We start from the raw sequence: 16,043 nt of genomic DNA, 5'->3' as shown, positions 1-16,043 counted from the left end.
TTCCCTTCGGCCGTGACCAAGACTCCCGCTACCACAAAAGCAGCCGGTTCCCCCCCGTTGGGCGGACACCGGCTCCTTTGCTGTGCGGGGTGCTGGCGCTGCTGTCCGGCGCCGGCCGGGCATGTCGGCGTCGCCTGCCCTGTCCGGTACTGTCTCGCGCTAACGGGCCAAGTCGGAGAGCGTGCCGGGGACCCGGTACTGAAGCCCCATCGACGCCAGCCGCTTGCCGAACACGACGCCGAGGGCGGCGTGGCCTTGCCGGTTCAGGTGGACACCGTCCGCCATCGAGCCCGTGAGGTTGTACTTGGTCAGCCAGTCTCCGGCGCTGACGAACGCCAGTCCATGCCGGTCAGCCACGTGGCCCAGGAGCCTGTCCACCTCGGTGCGTCGTCCACCGCCGTAGTGGGCGCCGCGCGCGAGCGTGCCGACCATGAGCACACGGGCGGCCGGGTAGCGCTGCTGGATGCTGGTGATCAGCCGGTCGGCGTTGGCGACGATCTGCGAGTCCGAGGCGCCGCGGGCGGCGTCGTTTCCGCCGCCTTCGATCACGACCAGGGGAGGGGTGCCGTACGGGAGTTTCCAGTCGCCGCGCTGGAGCGCATCGATGTAGTTGCCGGTGGTGCCGTTCGACGCCACGTAGCCGGTGCCGCCCCGGCCGCAGAAGAACACTTTGTATCCTGCTGCGGCCAGACCCTGCCTGGGCCAGCCAAACGTCGGTTCCGATTGTGAGTCGCCGATCAGCACAGCGGTATTGCTGGTGTCCCTGACAATGATCTCGGTGCGGCCGTTGGCGGGATTGCGGTAGTTCGAACCGCCCGGCAGATCCGCTGGATCGATGGTGGCCCCGATGCGGGCCTTCGCCGCGGAACCAGCGGCCACCGGCATGCCTGCGCCATTGGCAACTCCGGACTGTCCGGCCGTCAACGGGGCGTTCGCAGAGCCGGCGCCGGAAGATCCGCCGTCGGAAGAACCCGCGTCGGAAGAACCTGCGTCAGGCGCAGGTGAATATGAGGTCTGCCCGCAGCCGCCAAGAACTACGCCTACGGCGATCATCGTTGCGACTAAGCGGGACAGAGCCGAGGCGTTTCGCATGAATGTCTCCGGGCTTGCTTGCTGCTATCAGAGCAATGATGGGGCATGGGAGCCCGAAAATCCAGTGACTTTACTCACAAGTAGTAATCGATTTCCGCACATCCGTCATGCTGCGGCGACGCCGCGTGGGCCGGTCGCCGTTTCGCATTTTAGGCCAATAAATGACCTAGCGTTTAGAATGGTAGAAGGTGCCCTGTGCCAAAGGGACTTATCCGTCGTGCGTTCCGGTTGGAAATGTCGCGATACCACAGCTGACTTCACCACTGAATCGAGCAATAACGCATGTCTGAAACCACCACCAACACTGCGGTAGCCACTGCATCGCGCAGTGACCTGCGCAACGTCGCGATCGTGGCCCACGTTGACCACGGCAAGACCACTCTGGTCGACGCCATGCTCAAGCAGACCAACTCCTTTGCCGAGCACAACCACCTCGAAGACCGCGTCATGGACTCCGGTGACCTGGAACGCGAAAAGGGCATCACCATCCTGGCCAAGAACACCACGGTGGCCTACAACGGACCGTCCTCCAACGGCGAGACCATCACCATCAACGTCATCGACACCCCCGGCCACGCCGACTTCGGTGGCGAGGTGGAGCGCGGCCTGTCCATGGTCGACGGCGTCGTCCTCCTCGTCGATGCCTCTGAGGGCCCGCTGCCCCAGACCCGCTTTGTGCTGCGCAAGGCCCTCGCCGCGCACCTGCCGGTGATCCTCCTGGTCAACAAGACCGACCGCCCCGACGCGCGGATCGAAGAAGTTGTCCACGAGTCCATGGACCTCCTCCTGGGCCTGGCCTCGGACCTCGCGGACGAAGTTCCGGACCTGGACCTGGACAAGATCCTCAACGTTCCGGTTGTCTACGCCGCCGCCAAGGTCGGCCGCGCCTCCCTCGAGCAGCCCGCCGACGGCACCGCCCCGGAGAACGAGGACCTCGAGCCGCTGTTCCAGGCCATCATCGAGCACATCCCGGCCCCGACCTACAACCCGGACGGTGTCCTCCAGGCGCACGTCACCAACCTGGACGCCTCCCCGTTCCTGGGCCGCCTGGCGCTGCTGCGCATCTACAACGGCACCCTGCGCAAGGGCCAGACCGTTGCCTGGGCCCGCGCCAACGGTGAACTGAAGAACGTCAAGATCACCGAACTGCTGGCCACCAAGGCGCTGGACCGCGTCCCCGCGGAATCCGCCGGCCCCGGCGAAATCGTTGCTGTTGCCGGCATCGAGGAAATCACTATCGGTGAGACCCTGACCGACGCCGAGAACCCGCAGCCGCTGCCGCTGATCACCGTTGACGACCCGGCCATCTCCATGACCATCGGTATCAACACCTCGCCGCTGGCCGGCAAGGTCAAGGGCGCCAAGGTCACCGCCCGCCAGGTCAAGGACCGCCTCGACAAGGAACTGATCGGTAACGTCTCCATCAAGGTGCTCCCCACCGAGCGTCCCGACGCCTGGGAAGTCCAGGGCCGTGGCGAGCTCGCGCTGGCCATCTTGGTCGAGCAGATGCGCCGTGAAGGCTTCGAACTCACCGTCGGCAAGCCGCAGGTTGTCACCAAGATCGTCGACGGCAAGGTCCACGAGCCGATGGAACACATGACCATCGACGTGCCCGAAGAGTACCTCGGTGCCGTCACCCAGCTGATGGCTGCCCGCAAGGGCCGCATGACCAACATGGCCAACCACGGCACCGGCTGGTGCCGCATGGAGTTCATCGTTCCGGCCCGCGGCCTGATCGGGTTCCGCACCAAGTTCCTCACGGACACCCGCGGCGCCGGCATCGCAGCCTCGATCTCAGAAGGCTACGAGCCGTGGGCCGGCCCCATCGAATACCGCACCAACGGTTCGATGATCGCCGACCGCGCCGGTGTTGTGACCCCGTTCGCCATGATCAACCTGCAGGAACGTGGCTCCTTCTTCGTCAAGCCCACCTCCGAGGTCTACGAGGGCATGATTGTTGGCGAGAACTCCCGCGCCGACGACATGGACGTCAACATCACGAAGGAAAAGAAGCTCACCAACATGCGTGCCGCTTCCTCGGACACCTTCGAGAACCTGACGCCGCCGCGCGACCTGACCCTCGAAGAGTCCCTCGAATTCGCCCGCGAAGACGAGTGCGTCGAGGTCACCCCGGATTCCATCCGCATCCGCAAGGTCATCCTGGACACCAACGAGCGTGCCAAGGCCAACCGCGCCCGCGCCAAGGTCTGATCCCGGTCCCCGGGCTTCGGCTGAAACGTGATTAAGAGAGCTGCCGGTACGGCAGGCGGCATTGCCGCCGCCGTGCCGGCAGCTCTTTTTGTTGCCCTGGCCGGCACTGCCCTGCACCGGCACGACCTGGTGCTCGGCGGCCTGGACGTTCCGTGGGGTGCGGCGGCAGCCCTGCTCCTGCTGGGATCGGTCCAGCTGTGGCTCGGTGCCGCATTCCGATCGGTGGTTCCGACGGCGGTGTGCGGAGTCCTCTGTTACGCCCTGACCGGCTGGTGGTCCACCCTGGAAGCGGGCAAGCGCCTGGTCATCGGCGATGCCGCGGGCAATATCTGGGTCTTCGGCATCGCAGGCATCACCGGGGCCATGCTGGTCTGGTGCCGGCGGTACCGGCAGCCGTCCGGCTAGCGTCGTCCCGCCAGCTTCCCCATCCTCCCGCAACTTCCCTTCCTCCCGGCGCGGACAGGTCCTGCTCCTGGGCCTCTGCCCGTCCCTCCCGGGGGACATGCCCATTTTTCGCCCGACTGAGTGGGCATCGTGGCATCATGTCCAACGCATGGCTGGCCCGCGGCACATGCCCATTTTTCGCCCGACCGAGTTCCTCTGGCGCCCTGGCCCGGCGGTGGCAGTTTTCCACATAGCGCGGGGCCTGGCCGCCGGGGTGCAGCGCGCGCCCTCACCATGGGTGAATGGCCAACATCATCGAGGTGCTCTCTAAGTACGACGGCGTCGCCCGCGCCAAATACATCGCCGCAGCGGGGGTCGCCGACTCCCAACTCAAGTCGGCGATGGCGTCGGGATCCGTATCCCGGGTAGCCCATGGCGTCTATGCCCTGCCCGGTGCGGACGCGCAGCTGATCTCCATTCGCTCGCTCCCGGCCGAACCGGCGTGCGTCACCGCGGCACAGTATGGCGGGTTGTGGGTTCTGGAAGCCCCAGCTGAACCGCATGTGGCCCTCACTCACAGCAGGAGCTACCCGGGCTTCGTCTGCCACAGGACGCCCCGGCCGCCGACGCTCCTTGACACGGTCATCCAATGCCTGCGGTGCTTGCCTGAACCGGACGGGCTGATCATCGCCGAATCCGCCGTCGTGCTCAAGGGACTCCCGTTGGGCTCGTTGCGCAGGCGGCTCGACGGCCGGAACGACACCCGGGAGCGCCGGATCCTCTCGGCGATAGTCCCGCAGTCTCAGTCCCTCATCGAGTGCCTGGCCCGTTTCCTCCTGCGGCGTGCCGGCTTCCATGTTGAATCGCAGGTCAACGTTCCGGGCATGGGACACCTGGACCTGATGGTCGATGGCCGTCTCGGCATCGAGACCGACGGGGCCGGGTTTCACATGGACCGCACGAGTTTTGAGGAAGACCGGCGGCGGTGGAACGTTACAACGCGCCGGGGAATCCCGACGCTGGTTGTGACATATCCATTGTTACGGGACCATCCCGAAGAATTCATCACCATGGTCCGGGAAACGCTGAACAGGCTGTCTGCCGCTGCCTAGAGCCGGAAGCGGAATTCCCTCAGTGTGCCCCTGCGCTTCTGCGCTGTCCTGCACCGCACTGCACGGCATTGCGCTTCTGCGCTGCCCTCCACCGCACTGCACTCCTGCGCTGCACCCCTTCCCTTAGCCCGGTTACCACTGGACATGTCCCTTGCTCGTCGATTCACCACTGGACATGTCCCGCGCTGGCCGGCGGGAATGAGCATGCTGCTGATATGTCCGTCGCACGCAACGAGCGGAGGACATGTCCACTGGTTGCGGAGGGGACGGGCGGGCATGTGCACGGGTGGCAATCAGCCGTGGGCACGTGCACGGGTGGCAATCAGCCGTGGGCATGTGCACGCGTGGCAACGAGCGGAGGGCATGTCCACTCGTTGTGCGCAGGAGAGGGCATGTCCCGTGTGGGGGCCGCGCCTCAGGGGCCCTGCACGCGCGGGGCGCGGCGGGGCGGGGCCGGCGGGACCTCTTTGGCCGCCACTACAAGCGGGAGGGCGATGACGACGTCGGAGTGGCGCGTGCGGACGGTGCAGGCGCTGTCCGCGCGTCCCACGAGCTCGCCGAGGGCATCCGTCAGGCCGCCGTCGATCCGGTACCGGACCACAACGCGTGTGCCGAGCGGGGCGTCGGAGAGGAACTGCTGGGGCAAAGGCAAAGGCGAGCTCATCAGATCATAGTAAGACGCGGAGCCTGTATGACGTCCCCGCTAGGTTCGCGGGAACAGGCTGGGAGATAATAGGCTCGGAAGTCAGCAACCCCGGCGCTCAGGCCGGGAAACCATCCGGCCGGTCGCCGGAACCAACGTGGAGAGGCCAGGGACGTGACGTACGTAATCGCGCAGCCGTGTGTAGATGTCAAAGACAAGGCATGCATTGAGGAATGCCCCGTCGATTGCATCTACGAGGGTGAGCGTTCCCTGTACATCCACCCGGACGAGTGTGTGGACTGTGGTGCCTGCGAGCCGGTCTGCCCCGTCGAGGCGATTTACTACGAGGACGACACCCCCGAAGAGTGGGCAGACTACTACAAGGCCAACGTCGAGTTCTTCGACGAGCTCGGTTCCCCGGGCGGTGCCGCGAAGGTCGGGAACACCCACACCGACCACCCGATGATCGCCGCCCTGCCGCCGCAGAACCAAGACAACTAGGACGGCGCTACGGTGACATCCGCGGTGCGCACCTTCGGCCTGAGCCTGCCCGATTACCCGTGGGAGGCCATGGCGCCGTATCTTGCCACGGCAGCCCGGCACGCTGCAGGAGTCGTCAACCTTTCCATCGGAACCCCCGTGGACCCGACGCCGGCCCTCATCCAGGACGCGCTGCGCGCCGCCGCGGACGCCCCCGGCTACCCGACGGTCCATGGAACGCCTGCCCTGCGGGAAGCGATCGCCGGGTGGTTTGCGCGCCGGCGCGGCGTCCCCGGGCTCGATCCGCAGAATGTGATGCCGACGGTGGGTTCCAAGGAACTCGTCGCGTGGCTGCCGTTCCTGCTCGGCCTCAAGCCGGGCGACGTCGTCGTCCGCCCCACCGTTGCGTATCCCACTTATGACATCGGCGCCACGTTCGCCGGTGCGGAGCAGATCGCCGCCGACGACCTCGACGAGCTCGACGCCGGCACCCGCGCCCGCGTGCGGCTGATCTGGGTAAATTCACCGGCCAACCCCACCGGCAGCGTCCGTGACATCGCCTCGCTGCGGCGGATCGTCCGGCAGGCCCGGGAGATCGGCGCCGTCGTCGCGTCCGACGAATGTTACGCCGAACTCGGCTGGGGGGAGTGGGACGTCGAGCGCGGGGGCACGCCGGTCCCCAGCATCCTGGACCCGCAGGTGGCGGAAGGCTCCCACGATGGCCTGCTCGCGGTCTATTCGCTCAGCAAACAGTCCAACGTGGCCGGCTACCGGGCAGCCTTCGTCGCCGGCGACCCGGCCATCATGGCCAACCTGGTCAACAGCCGCAAGCACGCCGGGATGATTGTTCCCTATCCGGTCCAGGAAGCCATGCGCGTGGCCCTCGGCGACGACGCCCACGTCCAGGCCCAGAAGGACCTGTACCGGGGCCGGCGCGAACGGATTGTGCCCGCGCTCGAGGGCTTCGGCCTGAGAATCCACGAGTCACGTGCGGGCCTTTACCTGTGGGCCACTGCGGGCGAACCGACGTGGGCCACCGTGGGCAGGCTCGCTGACCGCGGAATCGTCGTCGGCCCCGGTGTCTTCTACGGCGACGCCGGGAACGGGTTCATCCGGGTGGCGCTCACCGCAAGCGATGAGCGGATCGACGCCGCCGTGGCGCGGCTGGCCACGGGAGCGTAACAATCCTGTGGCGCGTGCCACATGTGTCGCGTTTTCGGCCATTTCGAGGCCTCCCGGATTAGTGCCACCCGCGAAGTGACGGTACTTTTTAACTGACGATCAATGGTGGCTTTCCACAAGAAGGCAGCGCAGCCTTTGGAAATCCTGTCCGAACAGGATCCTCGGGCAGCTTCACCAGATGTTGGACCAGCTTTCGACAGAGGCCCCGATGCCTCATGAGGAGACTCCATGACTGAAACCACCAGCGCAACCCTGCGCCATGCCGGCGGCGAGCTCGAACTCCCGCGCATCAAGGTTGTAGAAGGAAACGAAGGCTATGACGTTTCCAAGCTGCTGAAGCAGACCGGCGCCGTCGCCTTCGACCCCGGTTTCATGAACACCGCGGCCACCACCTCGGCCATCACCTACATCGACGGCGACGCCGGCATCCTGCGCTACCGCGGTTACCCGATCGAGCAGCTGGCCCAGCACTCGAGCTTCCTGGAAGTCTCCTACCTGCTGATCTACGGCAACCTGCCGACCCCCACCGAGTTGGAAGCTTTCGACCAGCGGATCCGCCACCACACCCTGCTGCACGAGGAGCTCAAGGGCTTTTTCAGCGGGTTCCCCCGTGACGCCCACCCGATGCCGGTGCTTTCGTCGGCCGTGTCCGCGCTCTCGACCTTCTACCAGGACTCGCTGGATCCGTTCAACGCCGAGCAGGTGGAAGTATCCACCATCCGCCTCATGGCCAAGATGCCGGTCATCGCCGCGTATGCCCACAAGAAGTCGATCGGCCAGCCCATGCTGTACCCGGACAACTCGATGAACCTCGTGGAGAACTTCCTGCGCCTCAGTTTTGGCCTGCCGGCCGAGCAGTACGAGGTGGACCCGGTCATCGCCAAGGCCCTGGACCTGCTCCTGATCCTGCACGCAGACCACGAGCAGAACTGCTCCACCTCGACTGTCCGCCTGGTCGGATCCTCGAACGCCAACCTCTTCGCGTCCGTTTCCGCCGGCATCAACGCCCTCTTCGGCCCCGCCCACGGCGGAGCCAACGAGGCCGTCCTGAAGATGCTGCGCCAGATCCAGGCCGACGGCATCAAGCCCGAGGACTACATGGAGAAGGTCAAGAACAAGGAAGACGGCGTCCGCCTCATGGGCTTCGGGCACCGCGTCTACAAGAACTACGACCCCCGCGCCAAGATCATCAAGGCCACGGCCCACGAGGTCCTCAGCAAGCTCGGCGGAAACGACGAACTGCTGGACATCGCCATGCGCCTTGAGGAGAAGGCCCTGGGTGACGACTACTTCATCCAGCGCAAGCTCTACCCCAACGTGGACTTCTACACCGGCCTGATCTACAAGGCCATGGGCTTCCCGGAAAAGATGTTCACGGTGCTCTTCGCCATCGGACGCCTGCCGGGCTGGATCGCCCAGTGGCGCGAGATGATCAGCGACCCCAACACCAAGATCGGCCGCCCGCGCCAGCTCTACGTGGGCGAACCGGAACGCAACTACCCAGCACTGTAGTCCGCCGGACTGACACGGCACCCGCGGTACAGCAAGTACCAAGTACGACGCCGGCGGCTGCCCTCTGACCAATGCCGCCCTGACCACTGCCGCCTGACCACTGCCGCTTGACCGCTGTCGCCGTGACCAAAGCCGCTGTGACCTGCGCCGATGTGACCCCGGCCACGCCTGCGGGGGAATCGGTGTGGCCCGAGGCGGTGGCGGCACAGACGTGCTAAAAAAGACCAGTGCCTAAATTTGTCGACGCCGTAATCCGGCGCCAGGAAGTAGTTGACGCGGTCTTCCGGATCATCGCCGCGGATGGTCTGGAACGGGCCTCCCTCCGGGAAGTTGCCGACGAAGCGCAGCTGGCCGTCGGCTCGGTGCGGCACTATTTCGCCAGCAGCGACGAGCTGTTGACCCACGCTTTCGCCGTGGTGGTGGACCGGATCGTCGGCCGGCTCACCGCAGCCGACGCCCTGCTGGGGGACCTGCCGCCAGGGTCGGGAGATCACCACAGTGCAGTGATGGCGCTCCTGGGCGAGGTGCTTCCGCTGGACGAGGAGCGGGCCGTTGACGCCTGCGTGTGGATGGCCTTCAAGAACGCAGCCCGGACCAGGCCGTTCCTGGCCGCCGAGGCGGACCGAAGCCATCGCGCCGTCGCCGCCGTCGTGGGCCGGCTCATCATAGGCCTCGCCGCCGGGGCGGAGAGCGATGCCGGCGCCAGCCGTGGCACCGACCCCGCCGAGGCGACGGCGGGCCTCGACCAGCAGGTACTCGTCACTGAAGCGGAACTGCTGCTGGCCGTCCTGGACGGCCTGACGATGCACGCCCTCCTGCAGCCGGAGTGGATGACTGCCCTGATGTGCAAGGATGTGCTCGAAGCCCATCTTGAGGGCCTGAACCGCCGGTTTTCGAGCCACGCAGCCAGCCGTTAACGCGTCATTGCAACAGGAATAGACTGAGACCGTACGTCTTGCCAAGGAGGCAATTGGATGCACCACACTGGCGGACCTGGCTGGCGGATCACGATGGATACTTCTGGTCCCATGCTCATTGCCCTGTACGTTCGTGACGCCGCCGGTCTGGACACTGCGGGTCATCCGGCCCTGTGTCACGTGGCACCGAAGATCCGCGCCGCGGACCACACACATCTGATTGCCGAAGTTGGCGGCCCGGCTGCGCTCAAGACCGAATGGGAGGCCTGGTGGGAGCAGCTGCTGAAGGCCCACCCGGAGATGTCGCCCGAGCTGTCCCCGCCGGGCTTCCGTGCGTTCAGCAATTCCCCGGCCCTGCGGCGCGTGCTGCAGGCCCACTTCGGGGCGGCCCTGACATGGGCCAGGGAACGCCGCGGGGAATACGTGGCCCTCGAAGCGGAGCGCGAAACCAACGGCAACAACGAACTGCTGGCCGACATGGTGGAGGACCGCCTGCTTGAGGTGGGACGCGCCTCGAATGACTTTGGCCTGACGATTATCGAACTCCCGCTTGCGGAGCCGCGGGCCTGGTTCCTCGAGCCGGACAAGATCCTCATGAGCCACGAACTGTTGTCCCAGCCGGAACTGTTCCGCAGCTACGTGAAGCCTGTGGTTGATCTCCTGGTCTAGGCGCTAGGCGCTAGGCGCTAGGTGCTTAGGCGCGCGGGGCGTCGGCGACGGTTACCCTGACCTGGCCGGCCGGGACCTGGGCAGGCTGCCAGCCGTCACGCGACTGCCGGTTCCAGGCGAGGCCGTCGACCTCCACGCTGGTAATGGAGAGCTCCTTGGCGTTGGCCACGGCCCACTGCCCAACAGCCCAGGCCTGGGTGCCTTCGGCATCCACCTGCAGCGTCCTGCCGCTGGTGGACGACTGAACATCACCGAGTGCAGTGGCCAGCTCCGCGGCGACGGCAGCGGGGTCCCCGGCACTGTCGGGGGACCGGAGCGAGCAGTCCAGGCCGGCGGGCGTCTGGCCGCTCAGGGCGGAGGCGAACGCGCGGGCCATCCCCTCGTGCTGGGCATAGGCCTCCGGGTACGCCGAGCGCTGGACCCGCTGGGCCGCGTCGGTGATCTCCAGCGACTGGTACCCGGAGATCTTGACGAGGGCGTCGTAGAACGCATTGCTGGCGTGGTACGGATCCATCACCTGCGCCGTGGTGCCCCATCCCTGGGACGGCCGCTGCTGGAACAACCCGCGCGAGTCCGGACCGGCCTGGTCGCCGTGGCCGATGTTGCGGAGCTTGGATTCCTGCATGGAGGTGGCCAGCGCGATGCTGGCGGCCCGGGCGGGAAGCCCGCGCCGGACCGCGACGGCGGTGATCAGGGAGGCGTTGGCCGCTTGGTCGGTGGCGAGGTCATCGCCTCCGCTGCCCACGGCCGTGCAGCGTTCGGTGATCAGCGTTTCCGAGCGCTGGAGGAACGCCACCGCGGTGTAGATCGCGCCCGCGACCATCGCAAGGGTCAGCAGAAGTACGATCCGGCGCCGCCAGCTCCCTCGTCGTGCCACGAAAAATACTCCCTCAGGCCCCAGCGGGCTGCGTCATCGGCTGCTTATCGTTCGGAGTCTGCCCCCCCGGGGCGGCCTTCGCCGCCCGCCATACCGTACCAGCCGGTGCGGTCAGTTGGCGTGCAGGTCCGCGTTGAGCTCCACGGTCTGGCCCTTGCGGGGCAGCGCCTCGACGGCGCCGGTGGTGGAGTTGCGGCGGAAGAGCAGGTTCGGAACGCCGGACAGCTCCACAGCCTTGACCACACGGCTGGTGTCTTCGCCCTCGGCATCCCGCGGGCTGATGACACGGACACGCGTGCCGGCGGTGACGTACAGGCCGGCCTCCACCACGGAGTCATCGCCAAGGCTGATTCCCACGCCGGAGTTGGCGCCGAGGAGAACGCGCTCACCGATGGCGATCTTTTCCTTGCCGCCGCCGGAAAGGGTTCCCATGATCGAGGCCCCGCCGCCGACGTCGGACCCGTCACCGGCGACGACGCCCGCCGAGATCCGGCCCTCGACCATGGAGGTGCCGAGCGTTCCGGCGTTGAAGTTCACGAAGCCCTCGTGCATGACCGTGGTGCCTTCGGCCAGGTGCGCACCCAGCCGGACACGGTCGGCGTCGGCGATCCGGACGCCGGAGGGAACGACATAGTCGACCATGCGCGGGAACTTGTCCACGCCGAAGACGGTGACGGCGCCGCGCTTGCGCAGGCGCGCACGGGTCAGCTCGAAGTCCTCCACGGCCGCGGGACCAAAGTTGGTCCACACCACGTTGGGGAGCTTGCCGAAAATGCCGTCAAGGTTGATGCTGTTCGGCTGGACGAGCCGGTGGGAGAGCAGGTGCAGGCGCAGGTAGGCGTCCGCCGTGTCCGCGGGTGCCTCGTCCAGGTTGATCTGGACGAAGACAACCTTCTGCTCCGTGCCCCGGTCCGGGTCGGTGCCGTTGGCGGAGATGTCGATCAGCGACTGGTCCGCGTTCTCCACCTCACGCAGGTGCTGCGCCGCGACTCCCAGTGCCGGCGCCGGAAACCATACGTCCAGCACGGTGGCCTCACCGTTGCGGGTGGACACGGTGGCCACCCCATAGCCGAAGGCGGAGCGGGCGTCGTTGGGCACAGCGGAAGCAGCAGTTTCAGTCATGCCCCAAGTCTAACGAGAGCGTCGGCGGCCTCTGAAACGTAAGACGCCCAAGTGACAGGAGACGCTCGCCACGGACAGCCCGGGCGGAAAGCCGCTGCGGCCCGGCGGGAAGGTGAGCAGATAAAGTGGGACGGTGACCCCCACGAACCCGCGCACCCCTGCCGATGCCCCCGCCAGTGCCCCTGTCCGCACTCCGGTCCATCTGGACCTGCGCCAGGACGTCGCCCTGCTCACGGCCGCCCTCATTGACATCGACAGCGTCTCCGGCAACGAGAAGGTCCTGGCGGACGCCGTCGAACAGGCCCTCCGCCTGCTGCCGGAGCTCGAGCTGGTCCGCGACGGCGATTCGATCATTGCCCGCACCAACCTGGGCCGGGACGAGCGCGTCATCCTCGCCGGCCACCTGGACACCGTGCCGCTGCCCATCACCGAGGGTTCGCTCGGGACCGTGCCTGCGTACTGGCCCTCGGGGGCTCCGGGGGAGGGGATCCTGTACGGCCGCGGCGCAACCGACATGAAGGGCGGCGTCGCTGTGCAGCTGGCGCTGGCGGCCACCATGTTCGACGGCGGTGCGGCCCCAGATAAGGACGTCACGTTCGTCTTCTATGACCACGAGGAAGTCGAGGCCGTGAAGAGCGGTCTTGGGCGGCTGGTGCGCAATCACGGCTCCCTGCTCGGCGGCGACTTCGCGATCCTGCTCGAGCCAACCAACGGCACGGTGGAAGGCGGCTGCAACGGCACCAGCCGCTTCGAGGTGACCACGCGCGGCGAGGCCGCCCATTCCGCCCGGGCGTGGATGGGCAGCAACGCCATTCACGCAGCGGCCCCGATCCTGGCCCGGCTGGCGGCGTACGAACCGCAGACCGTCACGGTTGACGGCCTGGACTACCGCGAAAGCCTCAACGCGGTGAAGATTCACGGCGGCACGGCCGGAAACGTCATCCCGGACAAGTGCGTCGTGGAAATCAACTACCGCTTCGCGCCGGACAAGACCCCGGACGGGGCCGAGGCCGTTGTGCGCGGACTGCTGGACGGATTCGACGTCGTGCGCACCGACGCCGCGGCCGGGGCGCGGCCGGGACTGCACCACCCCGCCGCCGCGTCCTTCGTCGCCGCCGTAGGCGCGGAGCCGAAGCCCAAGTACGGCTGGACCGACGTCGCACGGTTCAGTGAACTCGGCATCCCCGCGGTGAACTTCGGACCCGGCGATGCGCTGCTGGCACACAAGGACAACGAGCACGTCGAGGCGGACGCCATCCGGGAATGCCTGCGGGCGCTGCGGACCTGGCTCTGCTTCTAGCCGCAACGCACACCGGCCAACGCACAAAGGGTCCGGAACCTCCGAAGAGGTTCCGGACCCTTTGTGGGTGAACGGACCTTACTTGGCTGCGATCCCGGCGACAGGCACGTGCGCGACGCCGCCAGCGGCCCGCTTGGAGCCGCGGCGTTCGAGCCAGATGGCCAGGCGGGAGACCGCCAGGTCGATCGCGATGTAGATGGCCGCGGCCACGAAGAACACCGGGAACAGGTACTGCGGGCCGAGGAAGTCGGCCATGACCTGCACCGCCCGGAGCAGCTCGCCGTAGGCGACGATGTAGCCGAGCGAGGTGTCCTTAAGCAGCACCACGAGCTGCGCGACCAGCGAGGGCAGCATGCGCCGGATGGCCTGCGGCAGCTCAATGGTCAGCCGGGACTGGAAACTGGTGAGTCCGATCGCCAGGCCGGCCTCACGCTGGCCCTTGGGCAGCGACTGGACACCGGCTCGGATGATTTCGGCAAAGATAGCCGAGTTGTACAGGACCAGGCCCGCCACCACGGCGACGAACGAGCTGGTCGCAAAGACGAGCAGCACGAACAGCATCATGAGCACCACGGGCATGCCGCGCAGGAATTCCAGCACGACGCGGGTGGGCACCCTGATCCAGGCGTTGTCCGAGATGCGCATCAGGCACAGGAGCAGGCCCAGCGGGAACGCAATCACCGCGGCCACCGCGGCCGCCGCGAGCGTGGCGCCGATGCCCGCGGCGATCAGGGCCCAGACCTCGGGCAGCTGGAAGACCGCCCAGCGTTTGGCGTCGAAGATTCCCTGCTGGGCGAGGGTCATGACTGCCAGGACCAGGAGGCCGCCGATCACGATGACGCCGATGATGGAGCCGATCAGCGATATCCGGCGGGCTTTGGGGCCGGGGACGTCGTAGAGAACAGAGCTCATCGCGCGATTGCCACCTTTCGTTCGACGACGCTGGCGAGGTAGCCCAGCGGGATGGTTATCAGCAAGTAGAAGAATGCGACGCCGACCAGGACCCACATGACGGCGTCGCCGTTGGCGTTGGCCAGCTGCTTGCCCTGGCCGAAGAGTTCCAGTACATAGAACGCGCCGGCCACGGAGGAGTTCTTGACCAGGGCGATCAGAATGTTGATCAACGGCGGGATCACGGTGCGCAGGGCCTGCGGCAGGATGATCAGGGAGAGCACCTGGCTGAACTTCATGCCGATGCTGCGGGCGGCCTCCGCCTGGCCCACAGGGACGCTGTTGACGCCGGAGCGCACGGCCTCGGCGATGAAGGCCGAGGTGTAGGCGCTCAGGGCGATGATGGCGGCGACTTCGAACTGCTGGAAAGTGACGCCGAGGCGGGGCAGGACCACCGCTGCGAAAAAGAATGCGATGGTCAGCGGGGTGTTCCGGACGATCTCGACGTACGTCATGCTGAAGCCGCGCAACGCGGCGACGGGCGAGACGCGGGCGGCCGCCAGGATGGTGCCGAAGACCAAGGCGATAATCCCCGAGACCACGGAGAGGAAGAGGGTTCGGAGAAAACCGTCCCAATACTGGGGGAGGTTTTCAATGATGACGTCCATAAGTTCCTTCAGCTGCGTTGAGGGGATTCCAGGCGAAAGACGGCAGTGGCGGCCGCCGGGCTGCGGAAGATCCGCGGCCAGGCAACCGCCACAACCGGCTAGTAACGGTCGATCGTGGGAAGCGCGGGCGTGGTCTTAATGACGGTGCCGGCGGTGTCTTCCCAGGCCTTCTTGTAGGACCCGTCCTTGTCAGCGGCCTCCAGCTGGTCATTGATCCACATGCGGAAGGCGGTGTCGTCCTTCTTCAGGCCGATGCCGTAGGGCTCCTTGGTGAAGGTCTGGTCCGATGCCAGTTTGAAGGCGTCCGGTTCCTTGGACACGAAACCGGCGAGGATCACGTTGTCGGTGGTGACCGCTTCAACCTGCTTGTTCCGCAGCGGTTCCAGGCAAGCGGAGTAGGTTGCGGCCGGAACCAGCACTGCTCCGTACTTCTCGACGATCGTCGCGGCCGGGGTGGACCCGGTCACCGAGCAGACGTTCTTGCCCTTGACGTCCTCGGGCTTGGTGATGGAGTTGTTGTCCTTGTTCACCATGAGCGCCTGTCCGGCCTCGTAGTACGGTCCGGCGAAGTCGACTTCGGTCTTGCGCTTGTCGTTGATGGTGTAGGTGGCGACGATGAGGTCCACCTTGCCCTGCTTGATGAACTGCTCGCGGTTGGCGGAGACAGTTTCAACCCACTCGATCTTGTCGGCGGGGATGCCCAGCTTGGCTGCAATCAGCTTGCCGATTTCGACGTCGAAGCCAACCGGCTTGCCGTCGAGGCCCTTCTGGCCGAAGAGCGGCTGGTCGAACTTGGTGCCGATGGTGATCTTGCCCGCGGATGAAAGCTTGGCCATGGTGGAATCGGCGGCAAAGCTCGGCTTCTCGGCTACGGGCGGGTTGGTGGTAGTGGAGGAGCTGCCGCCACAAGCGCTCAAGCTGAGTGCCAGTGCTGCGGATGCGGCAACCAGAAGGGATTTCCTTCGGGTCAAAAATGCCTTCAT

General features: G+C 66.4%; 16 protein-coding genes. 9 read left to right on the top strand and 7 right to left on the bottom strand.

Going from position 1 to position 16,043, the window contains the following annotated elements:
- Positions 1-159: 159 nt before the first annotated feature.
- Entirely contained in the window at positions 160-879 is a 720-nt protein-coding gene (locus ACFVTM_RS14110; RefSeq protein ID WP_390204081.1) for an SGNH/GDSL hydrolase family protein, read from the bottom strand.
- 495 nt (positions 880-1,374) lie between these two features.
- On the opposite strand from ACFVTM_RS14110, the gene typA reads away from it, so the two are divergent.
- From typA to ACFVTM_RS14095, 3 genes are all read left to right on the top strand, one after another.
- A complete protein-coding gene (gene typA / locus ACFVTM_RS14105) occupies positions 1,375-3,303 on the top strand; it encodes a translational GTPase TypA (RefSeq protein ID WP_390204080.1) in 1,929 nt (642 codons plus the stop codon).
- Between the two features lie 27 nt (positions 3,304-3,330).
- Positions 3,331-3,708, top strand: coding sequence for a hypothetical protein (locus ACFVTM_RS14100; protein WP_390204079.1), 378 nt, complete (start codon positions 3,331-3,333; stop codon positions 3,706-3,708).
- A gap of 281 nt (positions 3,709-3,989) precedes the next feature.
- On the top strand, positions 3,990-4,799 hold the full coding sequence (locus ACFVTM_RS14095) for a type IV toxin-antitoxin system AbiEi family antitoxin domain-containing protein (RefSeq protein WP_390204078.1): 810 nt from the start codon (positions 3,990-3,992) through the stop codon (positions 4,797-4,799).
- A 415-nt stretch (positions 4,800-5,214) separates the two neighbouring features.
- On the opposite strand, the gene ACFVTM_RS14090 is transcribed toward ACFVTM_RS14095, so the two are convergent.
- Positions 5,215-5,463, bottom strand: coding sequence for a hypothetical protein (locus ACFVTM_RS14090; RefSeq protein WP_390204077.1), 249 nt, complete (start codon positions 5,461-5,463; stop codon positions 5,215-5,217).
- A 153-nt stretch (positions 5,464-5,616) separates the two neighbouring features.
- Here ACFVTM_RS14090 and fdxA point away from each other — a divergent pair, with 153 nt between their 5' ends.
- From fdxA to ACFVTM_RS14065, 5 genes are all read left to right on the top strand, one after another.
- Positions 5,617-5,943: a ferredoxin gene (gene fdxA / locus ACFVTM_RS14085; RefSeq protein WP_026266493.1), complete on the top strand. Its 327-nt coding sequence runs from the start codon at positions 5,617-5,619 to the stop codon at positions 5,941-5,943.
- A gap of 12 nt (positions 5,944-5,955) precedes the next feature.
- The gene (gene dapC, locus ACFVTM_RS14080) at positions 5,956-7,104 is read left to right on the top strand and encodes a succinyldiaminopimelate transaminase (RefSeq protein WP_390204076.1); all 1,149 of its coding nucleotides are present in this window, start codon (positions 5,956-5,958) and stop codon (positions 7,102-7,104) included.
- Positions 7,105-7,332: 228 nt separating this feature from the next.
- Positions 7,333-8,616 carry a citrate synthase gene (locus ACFVTM_RS14075; protein ID WP_390204075.1) on the top strand — a complete coding sequence of 428 codons (1,284 nt, stop codon included), beginning with the start codon at positions 7,333-7,335 and terminating at the stop codon, positions 8,614-8,616.
- A gap of 227 nt (positions 8,617-8,843) precedes the next feature.
- Positions 8,844-9,533: a TetR/AcrR family transcriptional regulator gene (locus tag ACFVTM_RS14070; RefSeq protein WP_390204074.1), complete on the top strand. Its 690-nt coding sequence runs from the start codon at positions 8,844-8,846 to the stop codon at positions 9,531-9,533.
- Between the two features lie 57 nt (positions 9,534-9,590).
- On the top strand, positions 9,591-10,202 hold the full coding sequence (locus tag ACFVTM_RS14065) for a hypothetical protein (protein ID WP_390204073.1): 612 nt from the start codon (positions 9,591-9,593) through the stop codon (positions 10,200-10,202).
- Positions 10,203-10,227: 25 nt separating this feature from the next.
- Here ACFVTM_RS14065 and ACFVTM_RS14060 read toward each other — a convergent pair whose 3' ends face one another.
- Complete coding sequence (locus ACFVTM_RS14060) at positions 10,228-11,025, bottom strand: hypothetical protein (protein ID WP_390204098.1); 798 nt, start codon at positions 11,023-11,025, stop codon at positions 10,228-10,230.
- A gap of 165 nt (positions 11,026-11,190) precedes the next feature.
- Positions 11,191-12,201: a 2,3,4,5-tetrahydropyridine-2,6-dicarboxylate N-succinyltransferase gene (gene dapD / locus ACFVTM_RS14055; protein ID WP_390204072.1), complete on the bottom strand. Its 1,011-nt coding sequence runs from the start codon at positions 12,199-12,201 to the stop codon at positions 11,191-11,193.
- A gap of 202 nt (positions 12,202-12,403) precedes the next feature.
- Here dapD and dapE point away from each other — a divergent pair, with 202 nt between their 5' ends.
- Positions 12,404-13,501 (top strand): succinyl-diaminopimelate desuccinylase, encoded by a 1,098-nt coding sequence (gene dapE / locus ACFVTM_RS14050; protein WP_390204097.1) that lies wholly within the window; start codon positions 12,404-12,406, stop codon positions 13,499-13,501.
- A gap of 78 nt (positions 13,502-13,579) precedes the next feature.
- Here dapE and ACFVTM_RS14045 read toward each other — a convergent pair whose 3' ends face one another.
- From ACFVTM_RS14045 to ACFVTM_RS14035, 3 genes are all read right to left on the bottom strand, one after another.
- Positions 13,580-14,413 (bottom strand): amino acid ABC transporter permease, encoded by an 834-nt coding sequence (locus ACFVTM_RS14045; RefSeq protein WP_390204071.1) that lies wholly within the window; start codon positions 14,411-14,413, stop codon positions 13,580-13,582.
- Positions 14,410-15,060: an amino acid ABC transporter permease gene (locus ACFVTM_RS14040; protein WP_390204070.1), complete on the bottom strand. Its 651-nt coding sequence runs from the start codon at positions 15,058-15,060 to the stop codon at positions 14,410-14,412. Before ACFVTM_RS14040 ends, ACFVTM_RS14045 begins: the two co-directional genes overlap by 4 nt.
- Positions 15,061-15,158: 98 nt before the next feature.
- On the bottom strand, positions 15,159-16,043 hold the full coding sequence (locus ACFVTM_RS14035; RefSeq protein ID WP_390204069.1) for a glutamate ABC transporter substrate-binding protein: 885 nt from the start codon (positions 16,041-16,043) through the stop codon (positions 15,159-15,161).

Source organism: Arthrobacter sp. NPDC058130 (genome assembly GCF_042884475.1).
GTDB lineage: Bacteria > Actinomycetota > Actinomycetes > Actinomycetales > Micrococcaceae > Arthrobacter.
The sequence above is the reverse complement of the archived record's forward strand: the minus strand, read 5'-3'. Positions and strand labels throughout refer to the sequence as shown.